This is a genomic window from Amycolatopsis stemonae (assembly GCF_054781455.1).
The window spans coordinates 1-20,239 of record NZ_BAAGUJ010000025.1 but is presented as its reverse complement, the minus strand read 5'-3'; the positions used below and the strand labels follow the sequence as shown (position 1 = coordinate 20,239).

15 protein-coding genes and 1 rRNA gene are annotated in these 20,239 nt (G+C 71.2%); 10 read left to right on the top strand and 6 right to left on the bottom strand.

What is annotated here, in order from left to right:
• The first annotated feature begins 218 nt into the window (after positions 1 to 218).
• Entirely contained in the window at positions 219 to 3,542 is a 3,324-nt protein-coding gene (gene lysX / locus ACYVLJ_RS45400; protein WP_460443371.1) for a bifunctional lysylphosphatidylglycerol synthetase/lysine--tRNA ligase LysX, read from the top strand.
• A gap of 64 nt (positions 3,543 to 3,606) precedes the next feature.
• Entirely contained in the window at positions 3,607 to 4,179 is a 573-nt protein-coding gene (locus tag ACYVLJ_RS45395; protein WP_451987814.1) for a hypothetical protein, read from the top strand.
• Here ACYVLJ_RS45395 and ACYVLJ_RS45390 read toward each other — a convergent pair.
• Positions 4,142 to 4,588, bottom strand: coding sequence for a MarR family winged helix-turn-helix transcriptional regulator (locus ACYVLJ_RS45390; RefSeq protein WP_460443370.1), 447 nt, complete (start codon positions 4,586 to 4,588; stop codon positions 4,142 to 4,144). The genes ACYVLJ_RS45395 and ACYVLJ_RS45390 overlap by 38 nt on opposite strands.
• A 124-nt stretch (positions 4,589 to 4,712) precedes the next feature.
• Here ACYVLJ_RS45390 and ACYVLJ_RS45385 point away from each other — a divergent pair, with 124 nt between their 5' ends.
• Positions 4,713 to 5,303 carry a DinB family protein gene (locus tag ACYVLJ_RS45385; RefSeq protein ID WP_460443430.1) on the top strand — a complete coding sequence of 197 codons (591 nt, stop codon included), beginning with the start codon at positions 4,713 to 4,715 and terminating at the stop codon, positions 5,301 to 5,303.
• Between the two features lie 238 nt (positions 5,304 to 5,541).
• Here the strand turns inward: ACYVLJ_RS45385 and ACYVLJ_RS45380 are convergent, their stop codons facing one another.
• A complete protein-coding gene (locus ACYVLJ_RS45380; protein ID WP_451987818.1) occupies positions 5,542 to 6,057 on the bottom strand; it encodes a methylated-DNA--[protein]-cysteine S-methyltransferase in 516 nt (171 codons plus the stop codon).
• Between the two features lie 38 nt (positions 6,058 to 6,095).
• On the opposite strand from ACYVLJ_RS45380, the gene ACYVLJ_RS45375 reads away from it, so the two are divergent.
• Entirely contained in the window at positions 6,096 to 6,710 is a 615-nt protein-coding gene (locus ACYVLJ_RS45375; protein WP_460443369.1) for a VOC family protein, read from the top strand.
• On the opposite strand, the gene ACYVLJ_RS45370 is transcribed toward ACYVLJ_RS45375, so the two are convergent.
• The 3 genes from ACYVLJ_RS45370 to secA2 all read right to left on the bottom strand — a co-directional run bounded on the left by ACYVLJ_RS45370 (position 6,707) and on the right by secA2 (position 11,453).
• Complete coding sequence (locus ACYVLJ_RS45370; RefSeq protein ID WP_451987822.1) at positions 6,707 to 8,428, bottom strand: NAD+ synthase; 1,722 nt, start codon at positions 8,426 to 8,428, stop codon at positions 6,707 to 6,709. The genes ACYVLJ_RS45375 and ACYVLJ_RS45370 overlap by 4 nt on opposite strands.
• Before the next feature lie 59 nt (positions 8,429 to 8,487).
• A complete protein-coding gene (locus tag ACYVLJ_RS45365) occupies positions 8,488 to 9,039 on the bottom strand; it encodes an RNA ligase 1 family protein (RefSeq protein ID WP_460443368.1) in 552 nt (183 codons plus the stop codon).
• 74 nt (positions 9,040 to 9,113) lie between these two features.
• On the bottom strand, positions 9,114 to 11,453 hold the full coding sequence (gene secA2, locus ACYVLJ_RS45360) for an accessory Sec system translocase SecA2 (protein ID WP_460443367.1): 2,340 nt from the start codon (positions 11,451 to 11,453) through the stop codon (positions 9,114 to 9,116).
• 156 nt (positions 11,454 to 11,609) lie between these two features.
• Between secA2 and ACYVLJ_RS45355 the strand changes: the two genes are divergently transcribed.
• Together ACYVLJ_RS45355 and ACYVLJ_RS45350 are read left to right on the top strand one after the other, a co-directional pair.
• The gene (locus ACYVLJ_RS45355) at positions 11,610 to 13,172 is read left to right on the top strand and encodes an alpha/beta hydrolase (protein WP_451987828.1); all 1,563 of its coding nucleotides are present in this window, start codon (positions 11,610 to 11,612) and stop codon (positions 13,170 to 13,172) included.
• A complete protein-coding gene (locus tag ACYVLJ_RS45350) occupies positions 13,157 to 14,623 on the top strand; it encodes an alpha/beta hydrolase (protein WP_460443366.1) in 1,467 nt (488 codons plus the stop codon). Before ACYVLJ_RS45355 ends, ACYVLJ_RS45350 begins: the two co-directional genes overlap by 16 nt.
• Here the strand turns inward: ACYVLJ_RS45350 and ACYVLJ_RS45345 are convergent.
• Positions 14,620 to 15,276, bottom strand: a complete 657-nt coding sequence (locus tag ACYVLJ_RS45345; RefSeq protein ID WP_460443365.1) for a LolA-like protein — start codon at positions 15,274 to 15,276, stop codon at positions 14,620 to 14,622. The two genes, ACYVLJ_RS45350 and ACYVLJ_RS45345, sit on opposite strands and share 4 nt — an antisense overlap.
• Before the next feature lie 87 nt (positions 15,277 to 15,363).
• Between ACYVLJ_RS45345 and ACYVLJ_RS45340 the strand changes: the two genes are divergently transcribed.
• From ACYVLJ_RS45340 to ACYVLJ_RS45325, 4 genes are all read left to right on the top strand, one after another.
• Positions 15,364 to 16,644 carry an MFS transporter gene (locus ACYVLJ_RS45340; protein WP_460443364.1) on the top strand — a complete coding sequence of 427 codons (1,281 nt, stop codon included), beginning with the start codon at positions 15,364 to 15,366 and terminating at the stop codon, positions 16,642 to 16,644.
• 61 nt (positions 16,645 to 16,705) lie between these two features.
• A complete protein-coding gene (gene glnA / locus ACYVLJ_RS45335) occupies positions 16,706 to 18,049 on the top strand; it encodes a type I glutamate--ammonia ligase (RefSeq protein WP_451987836.1) in 1,344 nt (447 codons plus the stop codon).
• Positions 18,049 to 19,602 carry an amidase gene (locus tag ACYVLJ_RS45330; RefSeq protein ID WP_460443363.1) on the top strand — a complete coding sequence of 518 codons (1,554 nt, stop codon included), beginning with the start codon at positions 18,049 to 18,051 and terminating at the stop codon, positions 19,600 to 19,602. The genes glnA and ACYVLJ_RS45330 overlap by 1 nt, the downstream gene beginning before the upstream one ends.
• A 432-nt stretch (positions 19,603 to 20,034) precedes the next feature.
• Positions 20,035 to 20,239: ribosomal RNA gene (locus ACYVLJ_RS45325) — 16S ribosomal RNA — on the top strand; the annotation flags it as partial.

Genomic DNA, 20,239 nt, shown 5'->3' with positions numbered 1-20,239 from the left:
CCTCGGTGAGGTCCCCGGGTCGTGGAGCAGAGGCGTCTCAAAGCGTGACACGCTGACGCACGGGCCCCAACCTGGTGGGACCAGCTTCACACCCTCGTGCGGCGGGACCAGACGCCGTCAGCCTTCAGGTTGATGCCCGGGGACAACCAACCTGTGTTCACTTACGTCAAGTAGAGGGCATGACCCCCGATCGGCCGCGAAAGGCGACAAAAGCACCCATGGGAAACCTCGCGAGCACGCGCCCGCGCCTCCCCGCGTGGAAGGCGAAGGCGGGCGGCATCGTCGCGACCGTGGTCCAGCTGGCCGCGGTGTTCTCGGTGATCCTCCTGTTCACCAACGGCCCGCACGGACGGCTGCTCAACGGCATCGACATGGCGTTTTCGAGCCTGAGCGTGCCGACCAGCGCGAGCCTGGTGATGGTGCTGCTGATGGCGGTGCTGGGCGCCGCGCTGCGCCGGCGCAAGAAGGCGGCCCTGTACACGCTGGTGCTGTTCCAGGTCGTCGGCCTGGTGCTCACGGTCGCCCTGCAGGCGACGCTGCTGTGGTCGCCCGAGCTGCTCTCGCTGGGCGCGAAGCAGGCCCGCCACATCCCGGCCCAGCTGTGGGCCCTCACCGCGGCCGACGTGCTGTCGGTCGCGCTGATCATCTTCCTGCTCGCGCTGCGCAGGGCGTTCCCCGCCCGGCTCGCGCCGAGCGCCTGGCGCGACGGCCTCACCATGTTGGTCGGCGGGTTCGCCACGGTCATCGCGGTCGGCTTCCTGCTGGCCGAGGCGTTCCCGGGCCACCTCGGCGACGCCTGGGAGCGGTTCGCCTGGGTCGTCAACCACGCCACCGGGGAAAACCTCCAGCTGCGCCGGATCGGCGTCGGCGAGGGCCCGGCCTGGCTGGACGTCCTCATCGACCTGGGCGCGACGGCGGTCGTCACCGGGGCGCTGTACTTGCTCTTCCGCGGGGTCCGCAGCCGCCGCCTGCGCACCGACGAAGAAGAGCTTCGCGTGCGTGAGCTGCTCGCCGAGCACGGCGAGGACGACTCCCTCGGCTACTTCGCCACCCGGCGTGACAAGAGCGTCGTCTTCTCGCCGAACGGCCGCGCGGCCGTCACCTACCGGGTGCTGGCCGGCACCAGCGTCGCCAGCGCCGACCCGGTGGGCGCCCCCGAGGCCTGGCCGGACGCCGTCCGCGTGTGGCTCGACGAGGCGCGCACCTACGGCTGGACGCCCGGTGTGCTCGGGGCGAGCGAACGCGGCGCCAAGGCGTACACCGACGCCGGCCTCCGCGCCCTGGAGATCGGCGACGAGGCGGTGCTCGACGTCCGCGAGTTCAGCCTCGCCGGGCCGGAGCGCCGCTCGGTGCGCCAGGCCGTGAAGCGCATCGAACGCGCCGGGTACACCTCGCGCGTCCGCCGCCACGGCGAGATCCCCGACGACGAGATGGCCGAGCTGCTCGCGCGGGCCCAGGCCTGGCGCGGCGCCGAAACCGAACGCGGGTTTTCGATGGCGCTGGGCCGGCTCGGCGACCCGAGCGACGGCCGCAGCGTGATGGTCGAGGCCTACGACGCGCGCGGCGACCTGCGCGGCCTGCTGTCGTTCGTGCCCTGGGGGCGGCGCGGGCTGTCCCTCGACCTCATGCGCCGCGACCGCGACGCCGAGAACGGCCTCAACGAGTACATGATCGCCGAGGTCGTCGCGGCCGGGCCGCACCTGGGCGCGCAACGGATCTCGCTCAACTTCGCGATGTTCCGCGCGGTGTTCTCCGAGGGCGAGCGGATCGGCGCCGGCCCGGTCCTGCGGGCCTGGAAGGGGATCCTGAGCGTCGCCTCGCGGTTCTTCCAGCTGGAGTCGCTGTACCGGTCCAACGCCAAGTACGGGCCGGACTGGGAGCCGCGGTTCCTCTGCTACTCCTCGGCGCGGCGCCTCCCGCGCGTCGGCATCGTCGCGGGCGCGCTCGAAGGGTTCGTCCCGACCGGGCGGTCGCGGTCGCTGCGGCTGGAGACGGTCACCGACGACTTCGTCGCGCGCGTCAAGGCCATCGAGGAGTCCGCGGCGGTCCCGGCGGCGAAGCCGGTGCGGCGGCCCGAACAGGTCCGCGTCCGGATGGCCAAGCTCGCCAAGCTGCGCGAAGCCGGGATCGACCCGTACCCGGTCGGCTTCCGCCGCGACGACCACATCGGCGACGTCGTCAAGAAGTTCGGCGACCTGGACCCGGACACCGCCACCGGCCACCGCGTCCGGATCGCCGGGCGCGTGCTGGCGCTCCGGACCATGGGCGGGCTGTGCTTCGCGCGCGTCAAGGACTTCAGCGGCGAAATCCAGTTGATGCTGGAGGCCGGCGAGCTCGACCTCACCGGCTGGCGGACGGGCGTCGACCTCGGCGACCACGTCGGCGTCAGCGGCCTGGTCGTGACGTCGAAGCGCGGCGAGCTCTCGGTGCTCGTCGACGAGTGGACGGTCACCGCGAAGTGCCTGCACCCGTTGCCGGACAAGCGGAAGGGCCTCACCGACCCGGAGACGCGGGTGCGGCAGCGCTACCTCGACCTCGCGGTCAACCCGGACTCGACGGCCATGCTGCGGCTGCGGTCCACTGTGGTCCGCGCGGTGCGCGACCGGTTGCACCACGCGGACTACCTCGAAGTCGAGACGCCGATGCTGCAGACGGTGCACGGCGGCGCCAACGCCCGCCCGTTCGTCACCCACATCAACGCCTACGACATGCGGATGTACCTGCGGATCGCGCCCGAGCTGTACCTCAAGCGCCTGTGCGTCGCGGGCGTCGAGCGCGTCTTCGAGCTGAACCGCAACTTCCGCAACGAAGGCGTCGACGCGACGCACAACCCCGAGTTCACGATGCTCGAGGCGTACCAGGCGTACGCGGACTACGACACCATGCGGACGCTGACGCGCGAGCTGGTCCAGCACGCGGCCGAGGCGGCGTACGGCGCCCAGGTCGTGCGCCGGCCCGGCGCGGACGGCCGGGTCGTCGAGCACGACATCTCCGGCGACTGGCCGGTGATCACGGTGCACGACGCCGTCTCGGCGGCCTTCGGGGAGCAGGTCGACTCGGGGACTTCGGTGGCCGACCTGCGGCGGCTGTGCGCCGCGTCGGGCGTGCCGGTGGGGGAGGACCCGAGCCACGGCGACCTCGTGCTCAAGGCGTTCGAGCACCTCGTAGAGGGCGCGACCGTGCTGCCGACGTTCTACACGGACTACCCGACCGACGTCTCGCCGCTCACCCGCGAGCACCGCGAGGACCCGCGGCTGGCCGAGCGCTGGGACCTGATCGCGTTCGGCTCCGAGGTCGGCACCGCCTACACCGAGCTGACCGACCCGGTCGAGCAGCGGCGGCGGCTGGAGGCGCAGTCGCTGCGCGCGGCCAGCGGCGACGTCGAGGCGATGGAGCTGGACGAAGACTTCCTGCTCGCCCTGGAACACGGCATGCCGCCGACCGGCGGGCTCGGTCTGGGCGTCGACCGGCTGCTGATGATGCTGACCGGGGCGTCGATCCGCCAGACGGTCCTGTTCCCGTTCGTCCGTCCGCAGGCGTAACGACTCGGTCGAACTGATCACGCTGGTTCCGCCGGAACCGCCGGGGTCGCTTAATGTGTGCCTCGTGCGCACGGCTCGGATCGCCTCGGCCTTCCTCATGGGGGTGGCCGTCCTCGCGTATTCGGGCTGGCTCCTGGAGTTCTTCCTGCCGACGGGGGTGTCCCCGGTGGACGATCCGGCGTCGGCGCTGCTCGCCGGCCCGCCGGTGTTCCGGGTCCTGCTCGCGGTGTCCGGTGTCGCGTTCCTGCTCGCCGGGCCGCCGCTGCACCGCCTCGGGCCCGTCCAGTGGTCGGCGCGGCTCAGCTCGATCTCGGTGAGCGCGTTCGGCCTGCTCGTGCTGATCCAGGCCGTCTACCCGGAGCACAGTGACGTCCTTTCGTCGCTGCTCAGCGTGGTGCTCGCGGTCGGGGTGGTCAGCCTGATCCTGTGGTGGCCGCCGGGCTGGCGGGCCCTCGCCGTCGCCGGTCTCGTGCTGGTGATGGCCACCTGGCTGGCCGTCGTGCTGGCTCGGCAGACGGGCTCGTACGAGGGGATCTTCACGCGCGCCCAGCTGGTGGTGCGGGCCGTGCTCTACGGCGTCGGCGGGACGTACGCGTTCGTCAAGCCTGCGCCACGACATGCTCCTCGAGCCGGCTGAGCAGCTCCAGCAGCGTCTTGCGCTCGGCCGGGTCGAGCACGCGGAACGTCTCGTCGGCGTGCCCGTGCTGGATCTTCTCGATCTCCCCGAGCCGGTGCCGTCCGGCGTCGGTGACGGCCAGCAGGCTCGCCCGCCGGTCGGTCGGGTCGGGTTCACGCCGCAGCAGCCCGTCGCGCTCCAGCGCGTCGACGGCGGAGGTGATCGCCCGGCCGGTCACCCCCAGGCGGCGCTTGACCTCGCCCATCCGCGGCCGGTCGCCGAGCAGGTCGACCATCAGCAGCAGCTGGACCTGGGCGGTCGGCCAGCCGCGCTTGGCGTAGGGCGCACCCGCGTACCGGCGCAGGACGTGCGTGATGCGCCGCAGCGCGTCGGCCAGCTCCGCACCGCTGGGGGTGTTCTCCGTTGACACGCTCCCGACTCTACCCGCAAAGTACATAGACGAAATTGATACTGACTACTTTGCTTATGACTGCGCGGAAATGTCGGTGGCCGGTGGGAAGATGCGGGCGACGAAGCCGAAGGAGTGGATCAAGATGGCGGGAAACGTGTCCCCGGTGACCGACGAGCGTGACGGGCTGGTGAAGTTCCTCGAGCAGCAGAGGTACGTGCTGAAGCTGGCGGCGCACGGCTTGACGGACGAGCAGGCCCGCCTGACCCCGACGAAGAGCGCGCTCTCGGTGGGCGGCCTGGTCAAGCACGTCGCGACGACCGAGGACGGCTGGCTGGACATCATCCTGCAGCTGCCGCAGAAGCCGTTCGACGAAGCGATGGCGGACTACCGGACCGGCTACAGCCTGGGCCCGGACGAGACGCTGGCGGCCGTCCTGACCCGCTACGACGAGGTGGCGGCCCGCACGGCGGAGGTCATCGCGGGCATCGAAGACCTCGGCCAGGCGGTCCCGGTGCCGAAGGGCGTGCCGTGGTACCCGCAGGACGTCGAGGCGTGGTCGGTCCGCTGGGTCCTGCTGCACCTGATCGAGGAGACGGCCCGCCACGCGGGCCACGCGGACATCATCCGCGAACACATCGACGGCGGCACGGCCATCCCCCTGATGGCCGCGGCGGAGGGCTGGCCGGAGTCCCCGTGGATGAAGCCCTGGAAGCCACAACCCCAACCCGCCTGACCCGCCCCGCCCACCTCACCCCACGCCTCGGCCCGGCGGCACCCCCGCCGGGCCGTGTCGCCCCCTCAATCACGCGAGTCGGCTCCCCAGTCACGCGCGTCGACCGCTCAATCACGCGTGCCGAACCTCCGCGCACAAGCCCGGCCCCGGACCACACCACCACTCCGGCCCCCGCGCCCACCCAAGCGTCCAGGCCCCACAGCCGGTCAGAACAGCGTCCCGTCAAAACAGCGTCCCGTCAGAACAGCGTCGGCTCGTCAGCCAACGCCCCCTCGATCACGAGCATCCGCCGCTTGGTCTCGACGCCGCCCCGCGCCGAAAACCCGCCGTCCTTCCCTCCCGCCGCCAGCACCCGATGGCACGGCACGATGATCGGGAACGGGTTGTGCCCCATCGCCTGCCCGACGGCCTGCGCCGAACCGGGCTGACCCAGCCGGTGGGCGATGTCGCCGTACGTCAGCGTCTTGCCCGGCGGGATCGTCCGCGCGATCTCGTACGCGCGGCGGTTGAACTCCGGCACTCCCGCCATGTCCAGCTCCACCGACGTCAGATCCGCCCGCGCGCCGCCCAGCAACGCCACGATCCCGTCCACCGCCGCCTGCGCCCCCGGCCCCGGAGCGCCCTCCGGGAACCGTCGGCTGAACCAAGCCCGCAACGACGAAGAAGGCAGCGAAGTGCCGACCACCACGTCGTCACGCCACGCGAGCCCGCACTCGCCGATCGCCGTGTCGAACGCCGTCCACCCCGATGTCATCTTGCGAGCCTACGACCGGGGTACGACAAAATGACTCCGTGCTCGATCACCTCGTCTACGCCGGCCCGGACCTCGCCGAGGCCGTCGCCCGCGTCACCGCGCTCACCGGCGTCACGCCCGCGCCCGGCGGCAGCCACGTCGGCCTCGGCACCGCGAACCACCTCGCCGACCTCGGTGCCGGCATGTACCTGGAGGTCGTCGGTCCCGATCCCGCGCAGCCGGAGCCCGAAAACCCGCGCCCCTTCGGCATCGACGACCTGACCGAGCCCGCGCTCGTCGCCTGGGCCGTCCGCACCACCGACCTCGACGCGACGATCGCCCAGGCGAGAGCCCACGGCTTCGACCCGGGCGACGCCGTCGAGATGTCCCGCGCGACCCAAGACGGCGAAGTCCTCCGCTGGCGCCTGACCCCGCCGAGCCTCCCGGGCACGCTCCGCCCGTTCCTCATCGACTGGGGCACCACGCCGCACCCGACGTCGCGCGGCCTGCCGTCGATCCCGCTCCTGATGGTCACCGGCGCCCACCCGGACCCGGAGTCGGTCAAGACCGCGACGGAAGCGCTCGGCCTCGAACTCCTGGTCCGGCGGGCGAACCAGGCGAGCCTGACGGCGGCCCTCCAAGCGAAGGACGGCCGCCAGGTCGCGCTGACCTAAGCCTTGCCCTCGCGCCACGCGTTCGTGATCGGCAGCCGCCGGTCGCGGCCGAACGCCTTGAACGTGATCTTCGTGCCCGGCGGGTACTGGCGCCGCTTGTACTCGGCCTTGTCGACCATCCGCACCACGCGGTCGATGGTGTCCGGGTCGAACCCGGCGGAGATCAGGTCGGCGTAGCCGCGGTCGCCCTCGACGTAGTCGTCGAGGATGTCGTCGAGCAGCGCGTAGTCCGGCAGCGAGTCGGAGTCCATCTGGCCCGGCCGCAGCTCGGCCGACGGCGGCTTCGAGATCGAGTTCTCCGGGATCGGCGGAGTCTCGCCGCGTTGAGCCGCTGTGTCGTTCCGCCACCGCGCGAGCTGCCAGACGTGCGTCTTGAAGACGTCCTTGATCGGCGCGAACGCCCCCACCGCGTCGCCGTAGATCGTCGAATACCCGACAGCCAGCTCGGTCTTGTTACCCGTGGCCAGCACCAGGTGACCGTCCAGGTTGGACAGTGCCATCAGCAGCATGCCCCGCGTCCGCGCCTGGATGTTCTCCTCGGCCAGGCCCGTCAGCGAAAGCTGCTCGACGTACACCCGCACCATGTCCTCGACCGGCTCGACGCGGTAGTGCGCCCCGATCCGCCGCGCGAGGTCGGCCGCGTCGTCCTTCGAGTGGCCCGACGAGTACTTCGACGGCATCGAGACGCCGTAGACGTTGTCGCCGCCCAGCGCGTCCGCGGCCAGCGCCGCGCAGACGGCCGAGTCGATGCCGCCGGAGAACCCGAACGTCACCGACGAAAAGCCGTTCTTGTGCACGTAGTCCCGCAGCCCGACGACCAGCGCCGACCACACCTCGGCCTCGTCCGACAGCGGCTCGCTGATCACCGGCTCGGCCGTCGGCTCGTAGGGAGGCAGCGGTTCCGAGCTCACCACCCGGCGCCGGACGTGCAGGCCTTCGAGCTCGCCGTCGCCGGCGTGCCCGCCCGCGGTGAGGTCCATGTCCAGCACGAGCAGGTGCTCGACGAACTGCGGCGCGCGCGCCACCACCGAGCCGTCCGCGCCGACGACGAGCGAGTCGCCGTCGAACACGAGGTCGTCCTGGCCGCCCACCTGGTTGGTGTAGACCAGCGGCGCGCCGGCTTCGGCGGCGCGGCGGGCGATGAGCGGCAGCCGCTGCTCGTCCTTAGACCGCTCGTACGGCGACGCGTTCGGTGCCACCACGAGGTCGACGCCGGCGCGGCCCAGCGCCGAGATCGGCCCGCCGTCCTGCCAGATGTCCTCGCAGATGACCATGCCGATGTCGAGCCCGTGGAACCGGACGACGTCGAGTTCGGTGCCCGGCTTGAACCAGCGGTGCTCGTCGAACACGCCGTAGTTGGGCAGGTGGTGCTTGAACTGCCGCGCGACGACTTCGCCGCGGTAGAGCGCCGCCGCCGCGTCGCGCGGGCCGGCTTCGTCGAGGTCGAGGTAGCCGACGTAGGTCAGCACGTCGCCGCAGCCCGCGTCGTCGAGCCGGCGGGCCAGCGACTCGACGCCCTGCCGGGAGGCGGCGGCGAAGGTGCCGCGCAGCGAAAGGTCCTCGACGGGGTAGCCGGTGAGGGACATTTCGGGGAACACCACCACGTGGGCGCCGGCTTCGGCGGCCCGGCGGGTCCATTCGACGTGCAGGTCGGCGTTGCCGTCGAGGTCGCCGACCGTGGGGTTGACCTGGGCGAGCGCGATGCGCAGTTGCGGCATGCCGTCATTCTGAACCACGGCCACCCGCACGGCCGAGCGAATGTGGGCGAAATGCCACGCTAGGTCGACGCGACGGCGTCCCGGTGCTTCAGCTTCGCCATCCGGCCGTCCCGGTGGTGCCAGACGACGCCCTCGAACTCCGGGTGCGCGAGCAGCCACGCCATCAGCCCGTCGAAGTCGCGCGGGACGTCGGCGAACTCCTGCGCGCTCGCGTGGGGGACCAGCCGGTGCGCGCCGAGCTGCTCCGGATCGCCGTTGACCTTCGGGCCGCACAGTTCGTACGTGCCGGGTGCCGCCCCGAAAAGCCGCTCCTGCGCCTCCTCGAAGAACGCCGCGAACGCCGACTGCCCGATCGGCTCCCAGCCGACGGTCTTGCCCGTCTCGGGGTCGGTCTGCACGGCCTCGAACCCGGCAGGCGCGTCCTTGCCCGGCTTCACCTCGCGCCGCGCCCACCAGGTCCCGGACTCGTCGAGCCGGACGCAGGTGCCGTCGTACTTGCGGGTGGGCACGCCTTCGCCGTCGAGGACCCACTGGCACGCGGGGTGCACTTCGCGGATCACCCGCCGGAGGTCTTCGGGGTCGCGCCGGAACAGCGTCGGGATCTTGCGCATGGCGCCGATTCTGCCGCTCGCGGCAACCGAAAAAACCCCCGCTCGGACGAACCGGGCGGGGGTTTTCGGCGAAGCTACTTCCGCTTGATCATGCTCCGGACCTTCTTGATGGTCTGCTCGAAGTCGGAGTCGAACGGGTTGTCGTGCACGAGGTACGTCCACGTCGTGTTCGCGCGCCGCACACCGGCCTCACCGAGGTCGATGCCTTCGTCGGTCAGCTCCGCCTCTTCGAGCGTCTTCGCCGCCCGCGAGTCCGCCTCGCCGATGATCTTGTGGAACTCGGGGATCGCCGCGCGGTGGAACTCGTCCAGCGGCGTCTCCCGCGCCAGCGCGCGCAGGTGGATGCTCTCGCGGACGTCGGTCAGGTACGCCAGGTGGTCGGACCACAGCTGGTCGATGTGGAACAGCAGCACCTCGCGGCACATCTGCTCCAGCTTGTCCTGGTCGTCGAGCTTCTCCTTCAGCTCGGCGAACTTCTCCGGGTGCGCCTTCTCGAGCTGCTCCGCCGCGTACGCGGTGCGAAGCACCTTGTCGCGGTGCACCAGCAGGTCGCGCCGCTGCCGCTCGATCAGCCGGGTGTAGCGCCAGGTGTTGCGGTGGATCTCCAGGTCGACGCCCTCGGCGACGCGCTGGGCGTGGTTCAGCTGCCGCAGCGCCGCGTTGTCGACGATCTCGCCGGTCTCCTCGTCGTCGGTGATGCCCTCGGGCACGTCCGGCGCGTTCGACAGCACGAGCTCGTCGTTCAGGCTGGCGAAGAAGATCGCGCTGCCCGGGTCGCCCTGGCGGCCCGACCGGCCGCGCAGCTGGCCGTCGAGCCGGCTCGACGGGTACCGCGCGGTGCCGATGACGTGCAGCCCGCCCAGTTCGACGACCTCGTCGCGGGTCGCGCCGTCGGTGCCGCCCAGCCGGATGTCCGTACCGCGGCCGGCCATCTGCGTGGACACGGTGACCGCGCCCTTCTTGCCGGCCTCGGCGATGATCGCGGCCTCCTGGGCGTCGTTGCGCGCGTTGAGCACGACGCATTCGAGGTCGACCTTCGCCAGCTTCTCGGCCAGCTCTTCGGACTCGGCGACGTCCTGGGTGCCGACGAGGATCGGCCGGCCGGTCTCGTGGACCGTCCTGATCTCCTCCTCGATCGCCCGCAGCTTCTGCGACGGCGACGCGAAGATCCGGTCCTCGAGGTCCTCGCGGATGTTCGGGGTGTTCGGCGGGATGACCGCGACCTCGAGCTCGTAGAACTCGCGCAGCTGCTCGGCCACGGCGACCGCGGTACCGGTCATGCCGGCGACCTCGGGGTAGCGCGCCAGCAGCGCCTGGACGGTGATCGAGTCCAGGATCTCGCCGCGGTCGGTCGCGGTGACCTGCTCCTTCGCCTCGACGGCGGCCTGGAGGCCGTCCGGCCAGCGCTGCAGCTCGGCGACGCGGCCGCGGGCGGCGTTGATGAGCTGGACCTTGCCGTCGCGGACCAGGTAGTCGACGTCGCGGGTGAGCAGCGCGTGCGCGTGCAGCGCGACGTTCACCGCGGGCAGCCGGTCGGACGCCGTCTCGCCGTAGAGGTCGTCGACCTCCAGGCCGAGCGACTTCGCGACGACGGAGGCGCCGGCGTCGGTCAGCCAGGCGTTGCGGCCTTCGCTGTCCGTTTCGTAGTGCAGGTTGAGCCGCAGCCGCCGGACGACCTTCGCGACCTCTTCGTCGGCGTCGGTGTGGTCGATCGAGCCGGCCATCACCAGCGGGACGCGGGCCTCGTCGACGAGCACCGAGTCCGCCTCGTCGACGATCGCGACCTCGGGGGCCGGCTGGACCAGGTCGTCGACCGACGTCACCAGCCGGTCGCGCAGCACGTCGAAGCCGATCTCGGCGACCGCGCCGTAGGTGACGTCCTTGGCGTAGGCCTCGCGGCGCTCTTCGCGGGAGTGCGCCGGCTCGACCCAGCCGACCGACACGCCGAGCAGGGCGTACACCGGGCCCATCCACTCCGCGTCGCGCCGGGCCAGGTAGTCGTTGACCGTGACGACGTGGACGCGCTTCCCGCGGATCGCGTACCCGGCCGCGGCGAGCGCGCCGGCGAGCGTCTTGCCCTCACCGGTCTCCATCTGGACGACGTGCTTGGTGAGCAGGCCCATCGTGCCCAGCACCTGGACGTCGAACGCGCGCTCGCCGAGGGCCCGCCGGGCGGCCTCGCGGCCCAGCGCGCACACCTCGATCAGCTGGTCGTCGCCGAACGCGGTGTCCTTCAGCGTCTCGCGAAGCTTGCCCGCGCGCTCGGTCAGCTCTTCGTCGGAGAGCTTCTCGAGCTCGGGTTCGAGCTTCTCGACCGCGGGCAGCAAGGCTTCGTAGCGGGTCAGCTCGACGCTGCCCGGCCGCTGGATGATCCGGCGGAGCTTCTTGCCCACCCGGCTGATCAGTGCTGCCACCCCTGGTCTCCCGTTCTCTCTTCGCTCGACCGGCCTCCACCACCCAACGCGGCAGTGGTGCGTCGGAGTTCCGCGGCCGGATGGGACGATCCAACCGTGTTCCCTCATCCCAGCGCCAGGTCCGGTCGTCGCCGGATCACCGCAATTGCGACATCCGTGCTGATCGCGGCCTCGCTGGCCGCCTGCACGTCCACCGGTGGGCCGGCGCCGGCCGCGCCGACCACCGAGTCGCACCCGCCGTCCGGGCCGGTGCCCGCCGGGCTGGAGCGGTTCTACGGCCAGAGCCTGACCTGGGCTGACTGCGCACCCTACGCGACGTCCGAGGACGCGAGGTCGGCGTTCCAGGCGAAGGACCTCCAGTGCGCCCGGCTGACCGTGCCGCTGGACTACGCCAAGCCGGCCGGCGACACGATCACGCTGGGCCTGCTCCGGCACAAGGCGACGGACGCGGGCGCCCGGATCGGGTCGCTGGTGGTCAACCCCGGCGGCCCGGGCGCGTCCGGCATGGTCGCGGCCGCGGGGCTGGTCAAGCCGACGGCGAAGTCCGACCTCGGCAAGCGCTTCGACCTGGTCGGCTTCGACCCGCGGGGGATCGGGGCCAGCCAGCCGGCCGTCCACTGCCTGACCGACCAGGAGCGGGACGCCGACCGGGCCGACGACAGCGAGACCGACGGCTCACCGGCGGGTGTGCTCAAGCAGGAATCGCAGGAGAAGGACTTCGCCGCGAAGTGCGCCCAGCGCACCGAAGACGGCACCGGCATGCTGGCCAACCTCGGCACCCGGGACGTCGTCAAGGACCTCGACGTCCTCCGCTCGGTCCTCGGCGACGAAAAGCTCACCTACCTGGGCTACTCCTACGGCACCCGGATCGGGTCGACCTACGCCGAAGCGTTCCCGAAGAACGTGCGCGCGATGATCCTCGACGGCGCGGTCGACCCCGAGCAGGACGCGGTCGAGTCGCTGGTCGCCCAGGGGCAGGGCTTCGGGACGGCCTTCACGCAGTTCGCGAAGTGGTGTGCCGGTCAGCAGGACTGCGCGCTCGGCCAGGACGCGAACGCCGCGGTCAAGGCGTTCCAGGACCTCGTCCGGCCGTTGATCGACTTCCCGGTGCCCGTCGGCGACGGCCGCAAGCTCTCCTACGAGGACGCGACCACCGGCGTCATCCAGGCGCTCTACCAGCAGAGCCTGTGGGACGCGCTCAATTCGGGCCTCAACGAGCTGAAGCAGCAGCGCGGCGCGACGCTGGAGAAGCTCGCCGACATCTACAACGAGCGCGACTCCGACGGCAAGTACGGCACCACCCAGGACGCCTTCACGGCGATCCGCTGCGTCGACGACCCGCGCGTCACGGACCCGGCGGTGATCCTCAAGGCGCAGGAGGAGTACGTGAAGGTGGCGCCGTTCCTCGACGACGGCCGCCCGGCTTCGGCGGCCCGGGACGCCTGTGCGTTCTGGCCGGTGCCGAACACGTCCGAACCGCACGTGCCGAACGTCGAAGGCCTGGCGAAGACGCTGGTCATCTCGACGACGAACGACCCGGCGACGCCCTACCAGGCGGGCGTCAACCTCGCGAAGGGCCTGAAGGGCGCGTTGCTCACCTTCGAGGGCACGCAGCACACGGTGTTCCTGCAGGGCGTCCAGTGCGTTGACGACGCCGGCACGGCCTACCTGGTCGACGGCACGGTGCCGCCGGACGGCAAGCGGTGCTCCGGGCAGTAGGAGCCGTCGGCCTGGCGGTGCTGCTGGCGGCGTGCAAAAGCACGCCGCCACCCGCGCCGCGTGCTCCTGACCTGGGAAAGTTCACCTCGCAGAAGCTCGCGTGGACGCCGTGCGGGGACGCGCTGGACTGCGCGCACCTGACCGTGCCGCTGGACTACGCGAAGCCGGACGGCACGACCGTGACCGTCGGCCTGCTGCGGCACAAGGCGGCGAAGCAGCGGATCGGCTCGCTGGTCGTCGACCCGGGCGGGCCGGGCGGCTGGGGGACGGCGACGGCGGCGTCGCTGGCCAGGACACCCGCCGCGGCGCCCCTGCTCGACCGCTTCGACCTGGTCGGCTTCGACCCGCGCGGCGTCGGCACGAGCGAGCCGCGGATCACCTGCCGCTCCGACGCGGAGCAGGACGCGGACCGCGCCTCCGACAGCGAAAGCGACATGTCGCCTGATGGGGTGAAGAAGCAGCTCGCCGAGACGACCGCGTACGGCGCGAAGTGCGCCGAAGCGACGAAGTACGGCAAGAAGTTCCTCGCGAACGTCGGCACGCGAGACGTCGTACGCGACCTCGACGTCCTTCGCGCCGCTCTCGGCGACGAGAAGCTGACCTACCTCGGCTATTCGTACGGGACGCAGATCGGCGCGGCCTACGCCGAGGCGTACCCGCGCAACGTGCGCGCGCTGCTGCTCGACGGCGCCATCGACCCCGCGCAGGGCCTGGTCGACTCGCTGGTCACGCAGGCCGCGGGGTTCCAGGACGCGCTGAACGAGTTCGGCAAGTGGTGCGCGGCCCGCCGCGACTGCGCGATCCCCGGCGGCACCGAGGCGTTCCAGCGGCTGGTGCGCCCGCTGATCAAGAACCCGGCCCCGGCCGGCAACCGGCACCTGTCGTTCGAAGACGCCATCACCGGCACCTTCGGCGGCCTCTACTCCCGCGGCGACTGGGGCGCCCTGAACGCCGCCCTCGCCCAGCTCGCCGCGGGCAACGGCCGGACGCTGCTGGCCTTCGCCGACGACTACTACGAGCGCGACAACAACGGGCACTACAGCGGCGCGATCGACGCGTACTTCGCCGTCCGCTGCGTCGACCACACCCGCGTCGCGGACCGCGCGACGATCGACCGCGCGCACGAGAAGATGCTGGCCGGCGCGCCGTTCCTGGCCGGCGGCACCCCGGACACGAGCGAGCTGGACATCTGCTCGACCTGGCCGGTCCCGCCGACGTCGGCCGAGCACGCGCCGCACCCGGCCGGCGTGCCGAAGCCGCTGGTCATCTCGACGACGCACGACCCGGCCACGCCCTACCGGCAGGGCGTCGACCTGGCGAAGGACCTCGGCGGCACGCTGCTCACCTACGAAGGCGTGCAGCACACGGTGTTCCTTCAGGGCAACGCGTGCGTGGACCGCGCGGGCATCGCGTACCTCATCGACGGAACGGCCGCCGAGACCCGCTGCTAGCCGAGGTTCGCGGGCTCGTTCTGCTTGGTCAGGGAGAGCTCGATCATCACCGGGCTGAGGTGGTCGCCCGCCGACGGGATCTGCGCCCAGAGCCGGACGAACCGCCGCGGCCCGTCCGCCGAAACCCACACCTTCACGACGATGTCCGTGGTGACCTGCGGCAGCACGCCGTGCGCGACGGCCGCGGGCACCCGGCCCCCGACGCGCAGGGCGGCGGCGCCGTCGACGTTCTCCTTGCCCTCGGTCTTCGCGTCGGCGACGCCGTCGAGCAGCCGCTTCAGCCCGGCGGACGGGCCGAGGAACCTGCCGACCGCGTAGATCTCGGGGAGCGGCGAGTTCCCGGCGTCGGTGCTGACCTGGCCGTCCCGCGCGGCGAAGCGGAACTTCGTGTGCCCGTCCCCGTCCTGGACGTCGGCCGTGCCGGTCGCGGAGCCGCCGCCGTCGAGGGTCGCGTCGCCCTCGATCTGCCGGAGCGGGAAGCCCGCCAGCACGCCGTTGACGCCCGCCGCGAAGTGCACGCTGCGGACTTCGGCGAACGACGTCGCCGCGTCGCGGACCAGCTCGGACCCCGCGGGGAACGGCCCGCGTGTGTCCGGTGAACCGGTGCACCCGGCGGTCAGCAGGAGCACGAGCAGGAGGGCGGCGCGGGACATCCTCCGAGCCTAGTGGTGGCCCGATCCTTGCGGACGATGTCCTTCAGGCCACTTTCGACGGCTCGCGCGCACGGTGACACTGCTGAGGTGACTGTTGAGACCCGCCCTGCCCCGAGGCTGCACCGCGCGTGGCTGATCGCCGGCGCCGCCTTCGTCGCGCTGCTCGCCTCCGCCGGCTTCCGGTCCGCGCCCGGCGTCCTCATCGACCCGCTGCACCAGGAGTTCGGCTGGTCCACGGCCACGATCAGCTCGGCCGTCTCGGTCAACCTCGTGCTCTACGGCCTCTTCGCGCCCTTCGCGGCCGCGCTGATGGAGCGCTTCGGCATCCGCCGCGTCTCGGCGACGGCGTTGTTCGTCATCGCCCTCGGCGCGGCCGGCACGGTGTTCATGAGCGCGAGCTGGCAGCTGGTCCTGTGCTGGGGTGTGCTGATCGGCGCGGGCACCGGCTCGATGGCGATGAGCTTCGCGGCGACGGTCGCGACGCGGTGGTTCGTCCGCAGCCGCGGCGTCGTCACCGGCGTCCTGACCGCGGCGGGCGCCACCGGCCAGCTGATCTTCCTGCCGCTGATCGCGAACCTCGCGGTGGGCTCGGGCTGGCGGACGGCGTCGCTGGTCATCGCGATCGCGGCGCTGGCCGTCGTCCCGGTGGTCCTGCTGGTCATCCGAGACCACCCCGCCGACATCGGCACCACGGCGTACGGTGCTCCGGCCGACGCCGAGGTCGCCCGCCCGGAGGCGAAGACCGGCTCGGCCCGCCGCGCGCTGTCGGTGCTGGGCCAAGCCGCGAAGACCCGGACGTTCTGGCTGCTCGCGATCGGCTTCGCGATCTGCGGCGCGACGACGAACGGCCTGGTCGGCACCCACTTCGTCCCGGCCGCCCACGACCACGGCATGCCCCAGACGACCGCGGCGAGCCTGCTGGCCCTGGTCGGCGTCTTCGACGTCGTCGGCACGATCTTCTCGGGCTGGCTCACCGACCGCGTCGACCCGCGCATCCTGCTCGGCGTCTACTACGCGCTGCGCGGCCTCTCGCTGGCGCTGCTGCCGCAGCTGTTCACGAACTCGGTCCAGCCGAGCATGTGGGCGTTCATCCTGTTCTACGGCCTGGACTGGGTGGCCACGGTCCCCCCGACGGTGGCCCTGTGCGTCCGCGCGTTCGGCGAAGCGGGCCCGATCGTGTTCGGCTGGGTCTTCGCATGCCACCAGCTGGGCGCAGCCTTCGCGGCATCGGCGGCCGGCCTGGTCCGCGACCAGCTGGGCAACTACAACGTGGCCTGGTACTCGGCGGCCGTCCTGGCGGTGCTGGCGTCGGCGGCATCGCTGGCCATCACCCGCGCGAAGAAGCCCGTTCCGGTGCTCGCGACGTGACTTCGTCACCCCCGGCGCGTCGTGAAACATCCCGTTAACACGCTGTCGTTAGGGTGCGGCCATGGATCGCCAGCAGGAATTCGTGCTCCGCACGCTCGAGGAGCGCGACATCCGTTTCGTCCGTCTCTGGTTCACCGATGTGCTGGGGTTCCTCAAGTCCGTCGCGGTCGCGCCCGCCGAGCTGGAGGGCGCTTTCACCGAGGGGATCGGCTTCGACGGCTCCGCCATCGAGGGCTTCGCGCGCGTCTACGAATCGGACATGGTCGCCAAGCCGGACCCGGCCACGTTCCAGGTCCTGCCCTGGGAAACCCCGGACGGCAGCCCGTACTCGGCCCGCATGTTCTGCGACATCGCGATGCCGGACGGCTCGCCGTCGTGGGCCGACCCGCGCCACGTCCTGCGCCGCCAGCTGTCGAAGGCCGGTGAAGCGGGCTTCACGTGCTACGTGCACCCGGAGATCGAGTTCTTCCTGCTGGCCAACCTGCCCGAAGACGGCAGCGAGCCGGAGCCCGCCGACAACGGCGGCTACTTCGACCAGGCCAGCCACGCCACGGCGACGCACTTCCGCCGGCACGCCATCGAGACGCTCGAGGCGATGGGCATCTCGGTCGAGTTCAGCCACCACGAAGGGGCACCGGGCCAGCAGGAGATCGACCTCCGCTACGCCGACGCGCTGACGATGGCCGACAACGTGATGACGTTCCGTTACGTCGTCAAGGAGGTCGCGCTGACCCAGGGCGTGCGCGCGACGTTCATGCCGAAGCCGTTCACGAACCAGCCCGGCTCGGGCATGCACACCCACATCAGCCTGTTCGAGGGCGACCGCAACGCCTTCTACGACGCAGAGGACCCGCACGAGCTGTCGGAGACCGGCAAGGCGTTCGTCGCCGGCCTGCTGCACCACGCCAAGGAGATCTCCGCGGTCACCAACCAGTGGGTCAACTCGTACAAACGCCTGATCAGCGGCAGTGAGGCGCCGACGACGGTCTCGTGGGGCCGCGCGAACCGCTCCGCGCTCGTCCGCGTCCCGATGTATTCACCCGGAAAGGCGTCATCCCGACGGGTGGAGATCCGTACCCTGGACTCGGCGTGCAACCCGTACCTGGCGTACTCGGTCATCCTGGCCGCCGGGCTGAAGGGGATCGAGAAGGGCTACGAGCTGCCGCCGCCCGCCGAGGACAACATCTGGCAGCTGAGCGATTCCGAGCGGCGCGCCGCCGGTTACGCGCAGTTGCCGCAGAACCTGGGGGAGGCCCTGGCCGAGATGGAGAAGTCCGAGCTCCTGCCGGAAGCCCTCGGCGAGCACGTCTACGACTTCTTCCTCCGGAACAAGCGCGTCGAATGGGACAACTACCGGAGTGCGGTCACCCCGTACGAACTCCGGACGCTCCTCCCGGTGCTCTGATGGGGCGGCGGCCGGTGTTCCTCGCGATCCTGGCCGCCGCGTTGCTCCTCGCGACCGCGGTGCCGGCGTCGGCCTCGTCGAAGTTCGACCTCGACTCGGCCGACATCCCGGCCCTGCAGGCGCGGATGGCGTCCGGCCGGCTGACCGCGGTGGGCCTGACCAGCGCTTACCTCGAGCGGATCCACCGGCTCGACGGCAAGGTGAACGCCGTCCTGGCGCTCAACCCCGCCGCCCTTTCGCAGGCCTCCGCGAGCGACGCCCGGCGTCGCGCGCACCACCTGCGCGGCCCGCTCGACGGCATCCCGGTGCTGGTCAAGGACAACGTCGACACGCGTGACCAGCAGACGACGGCCGGGTCGCGCGCCCTGCGCAGCCTCCCGGCGAAGGACGCCACGCTGATCACCCGGTTGCGTGACGCCGGGGCGGTGCTCCTCGGCAAGGCGAACCTTTCCGAATGGGCGAACTTCCGCGCCGCGAAGCCGACGTCGGGCTGGTCGGGCGTAGGCGGGCAGACGAACAACCCGTACGTGTTGGACCACAACCCGTGCGGGTCGTCCGCCGGATCCGCGGCCGGCGTCGCCGCTTCGCTGGCCCAGGTGGCGATCGGCTCGGAGACCGACGGCTCGATCGTCTGCCCGGCGGGCATGACGGCGACGGTCGGGCACAAACCCAGCCTCGGCCTGGTCAGCCGCGCCGGCGTGGTGCCGATCTCCGCCGAGCAGGACACCGCCGGCCCGATCGGCCGCAACGTCGTCGACGTCGCCCTGACGCTCTCGGTCCTGCAGGGGCGCGACCCCGCCGACCCGGCGACCTCGCGGTACCCGAAGACCCAGCCGACGGATTACGCGAAGCTGCTCCGGCCGGGTGTCCTGCGCGGCGCCCGGATCGGCCTGTGGCGGCTGCCGGTGCTCGGCCCGGCGACGGACGCGATCCTGACGTCCGCGCGGAACTCCCTGGTCAAGGCGGGTGCGACGGTCGTCGAAGTGACGCCGCCGTACCAGGACCGGCTGGCCGAGCTGGAGTTCCCGGCGCTGCTCACGGAGTTCCACCGCGACATCGACAGGTACCTGGCCACCCGGCCGGCCGGACCGCGAACGTTGGCCGACCTGATCGCGTACAACCGGTCCGACCCGCTGGAGCGGACTTGCTTCGCCGGGCAGGAGCTGTTCGAACAGGCACTGGCCGCGCCGCCGCCGACCGACCCGGGTTACCTCGCCGGCCGCGCGGAGCTGTCGGACCTCGCCCGCCGGTCCCTGGACGAGACGCTGGCGAAGTACCACCTCGACGCGATCGCGTCGCCGACCAACCCGCCGGCGTGGAAGACCGACTGCGCGACGGGCGACGACGACGTGATCCCGTCGTCGACCCCGGCCGCGGTCGCGGGCTACCCCGACGTGACGGTGCCGGCCGGCTTCGCGGGACCGCTTCCGGTCGGCATCTCGTTCATGGGGGCGCAGTGGTCCGACGCCCGGATGCTCGCGCTCGCGGCCGACTTCGAACGCGTCGCGCCGGCCCGCGTCCCGCCGCGTTACCTGCCGGCCTTGCCCCAGTAGCCCGTTGAACACGCTCTGACCTGCGGCAATGGCGTTAAGTGACCCCCCTGTTCGGGACCGGTTTCGGGGCATGTAATCTACTCTTCGTCGCCAGGAACACCGGGTCACACCGGGGCCGCAAGCCCCGGAGATCCGGACGGGACGAGCGGGTTGACACCGCGGATCGGACCGGGTAATGTTCAGCGTCGGCCCACGAGCGGCCGCCGATCCCCTACGACTAACACCGTAGGCTGAGGCATGCTCGACCAAAAGCTTTGAATATCGCTTGGAACAAACGCCGAGGACGAAGCCGCTGATAAGGCGGTTAATCCAGAGTGTGTTGCTTGAGAACTCAACAGTGTGCTAGTGAACTAAGCCAGTAGAGCTTATGTATTGAACCTCGTATGAGGTTCCTTTGAGAGCATTGAATTGCCTCGATTGAATTCGAAGACATTGTTGGAGAGTTTGATCCTGGCTCAGGACGAACGCTGGCGGCGTGCTTAACACATGCAAGTCGAACGCTGAAGCACTTTCGGGTGTGGATGAGTGGCGAACGGGTGAGTAACACGTGGGTAATCTGCCCTGCACTCTGGGATAAGCCTTGGAAACGGGGTCTAATACCGGATATCACAGCTCCTCGCATGGGGGGTTGTTGAAA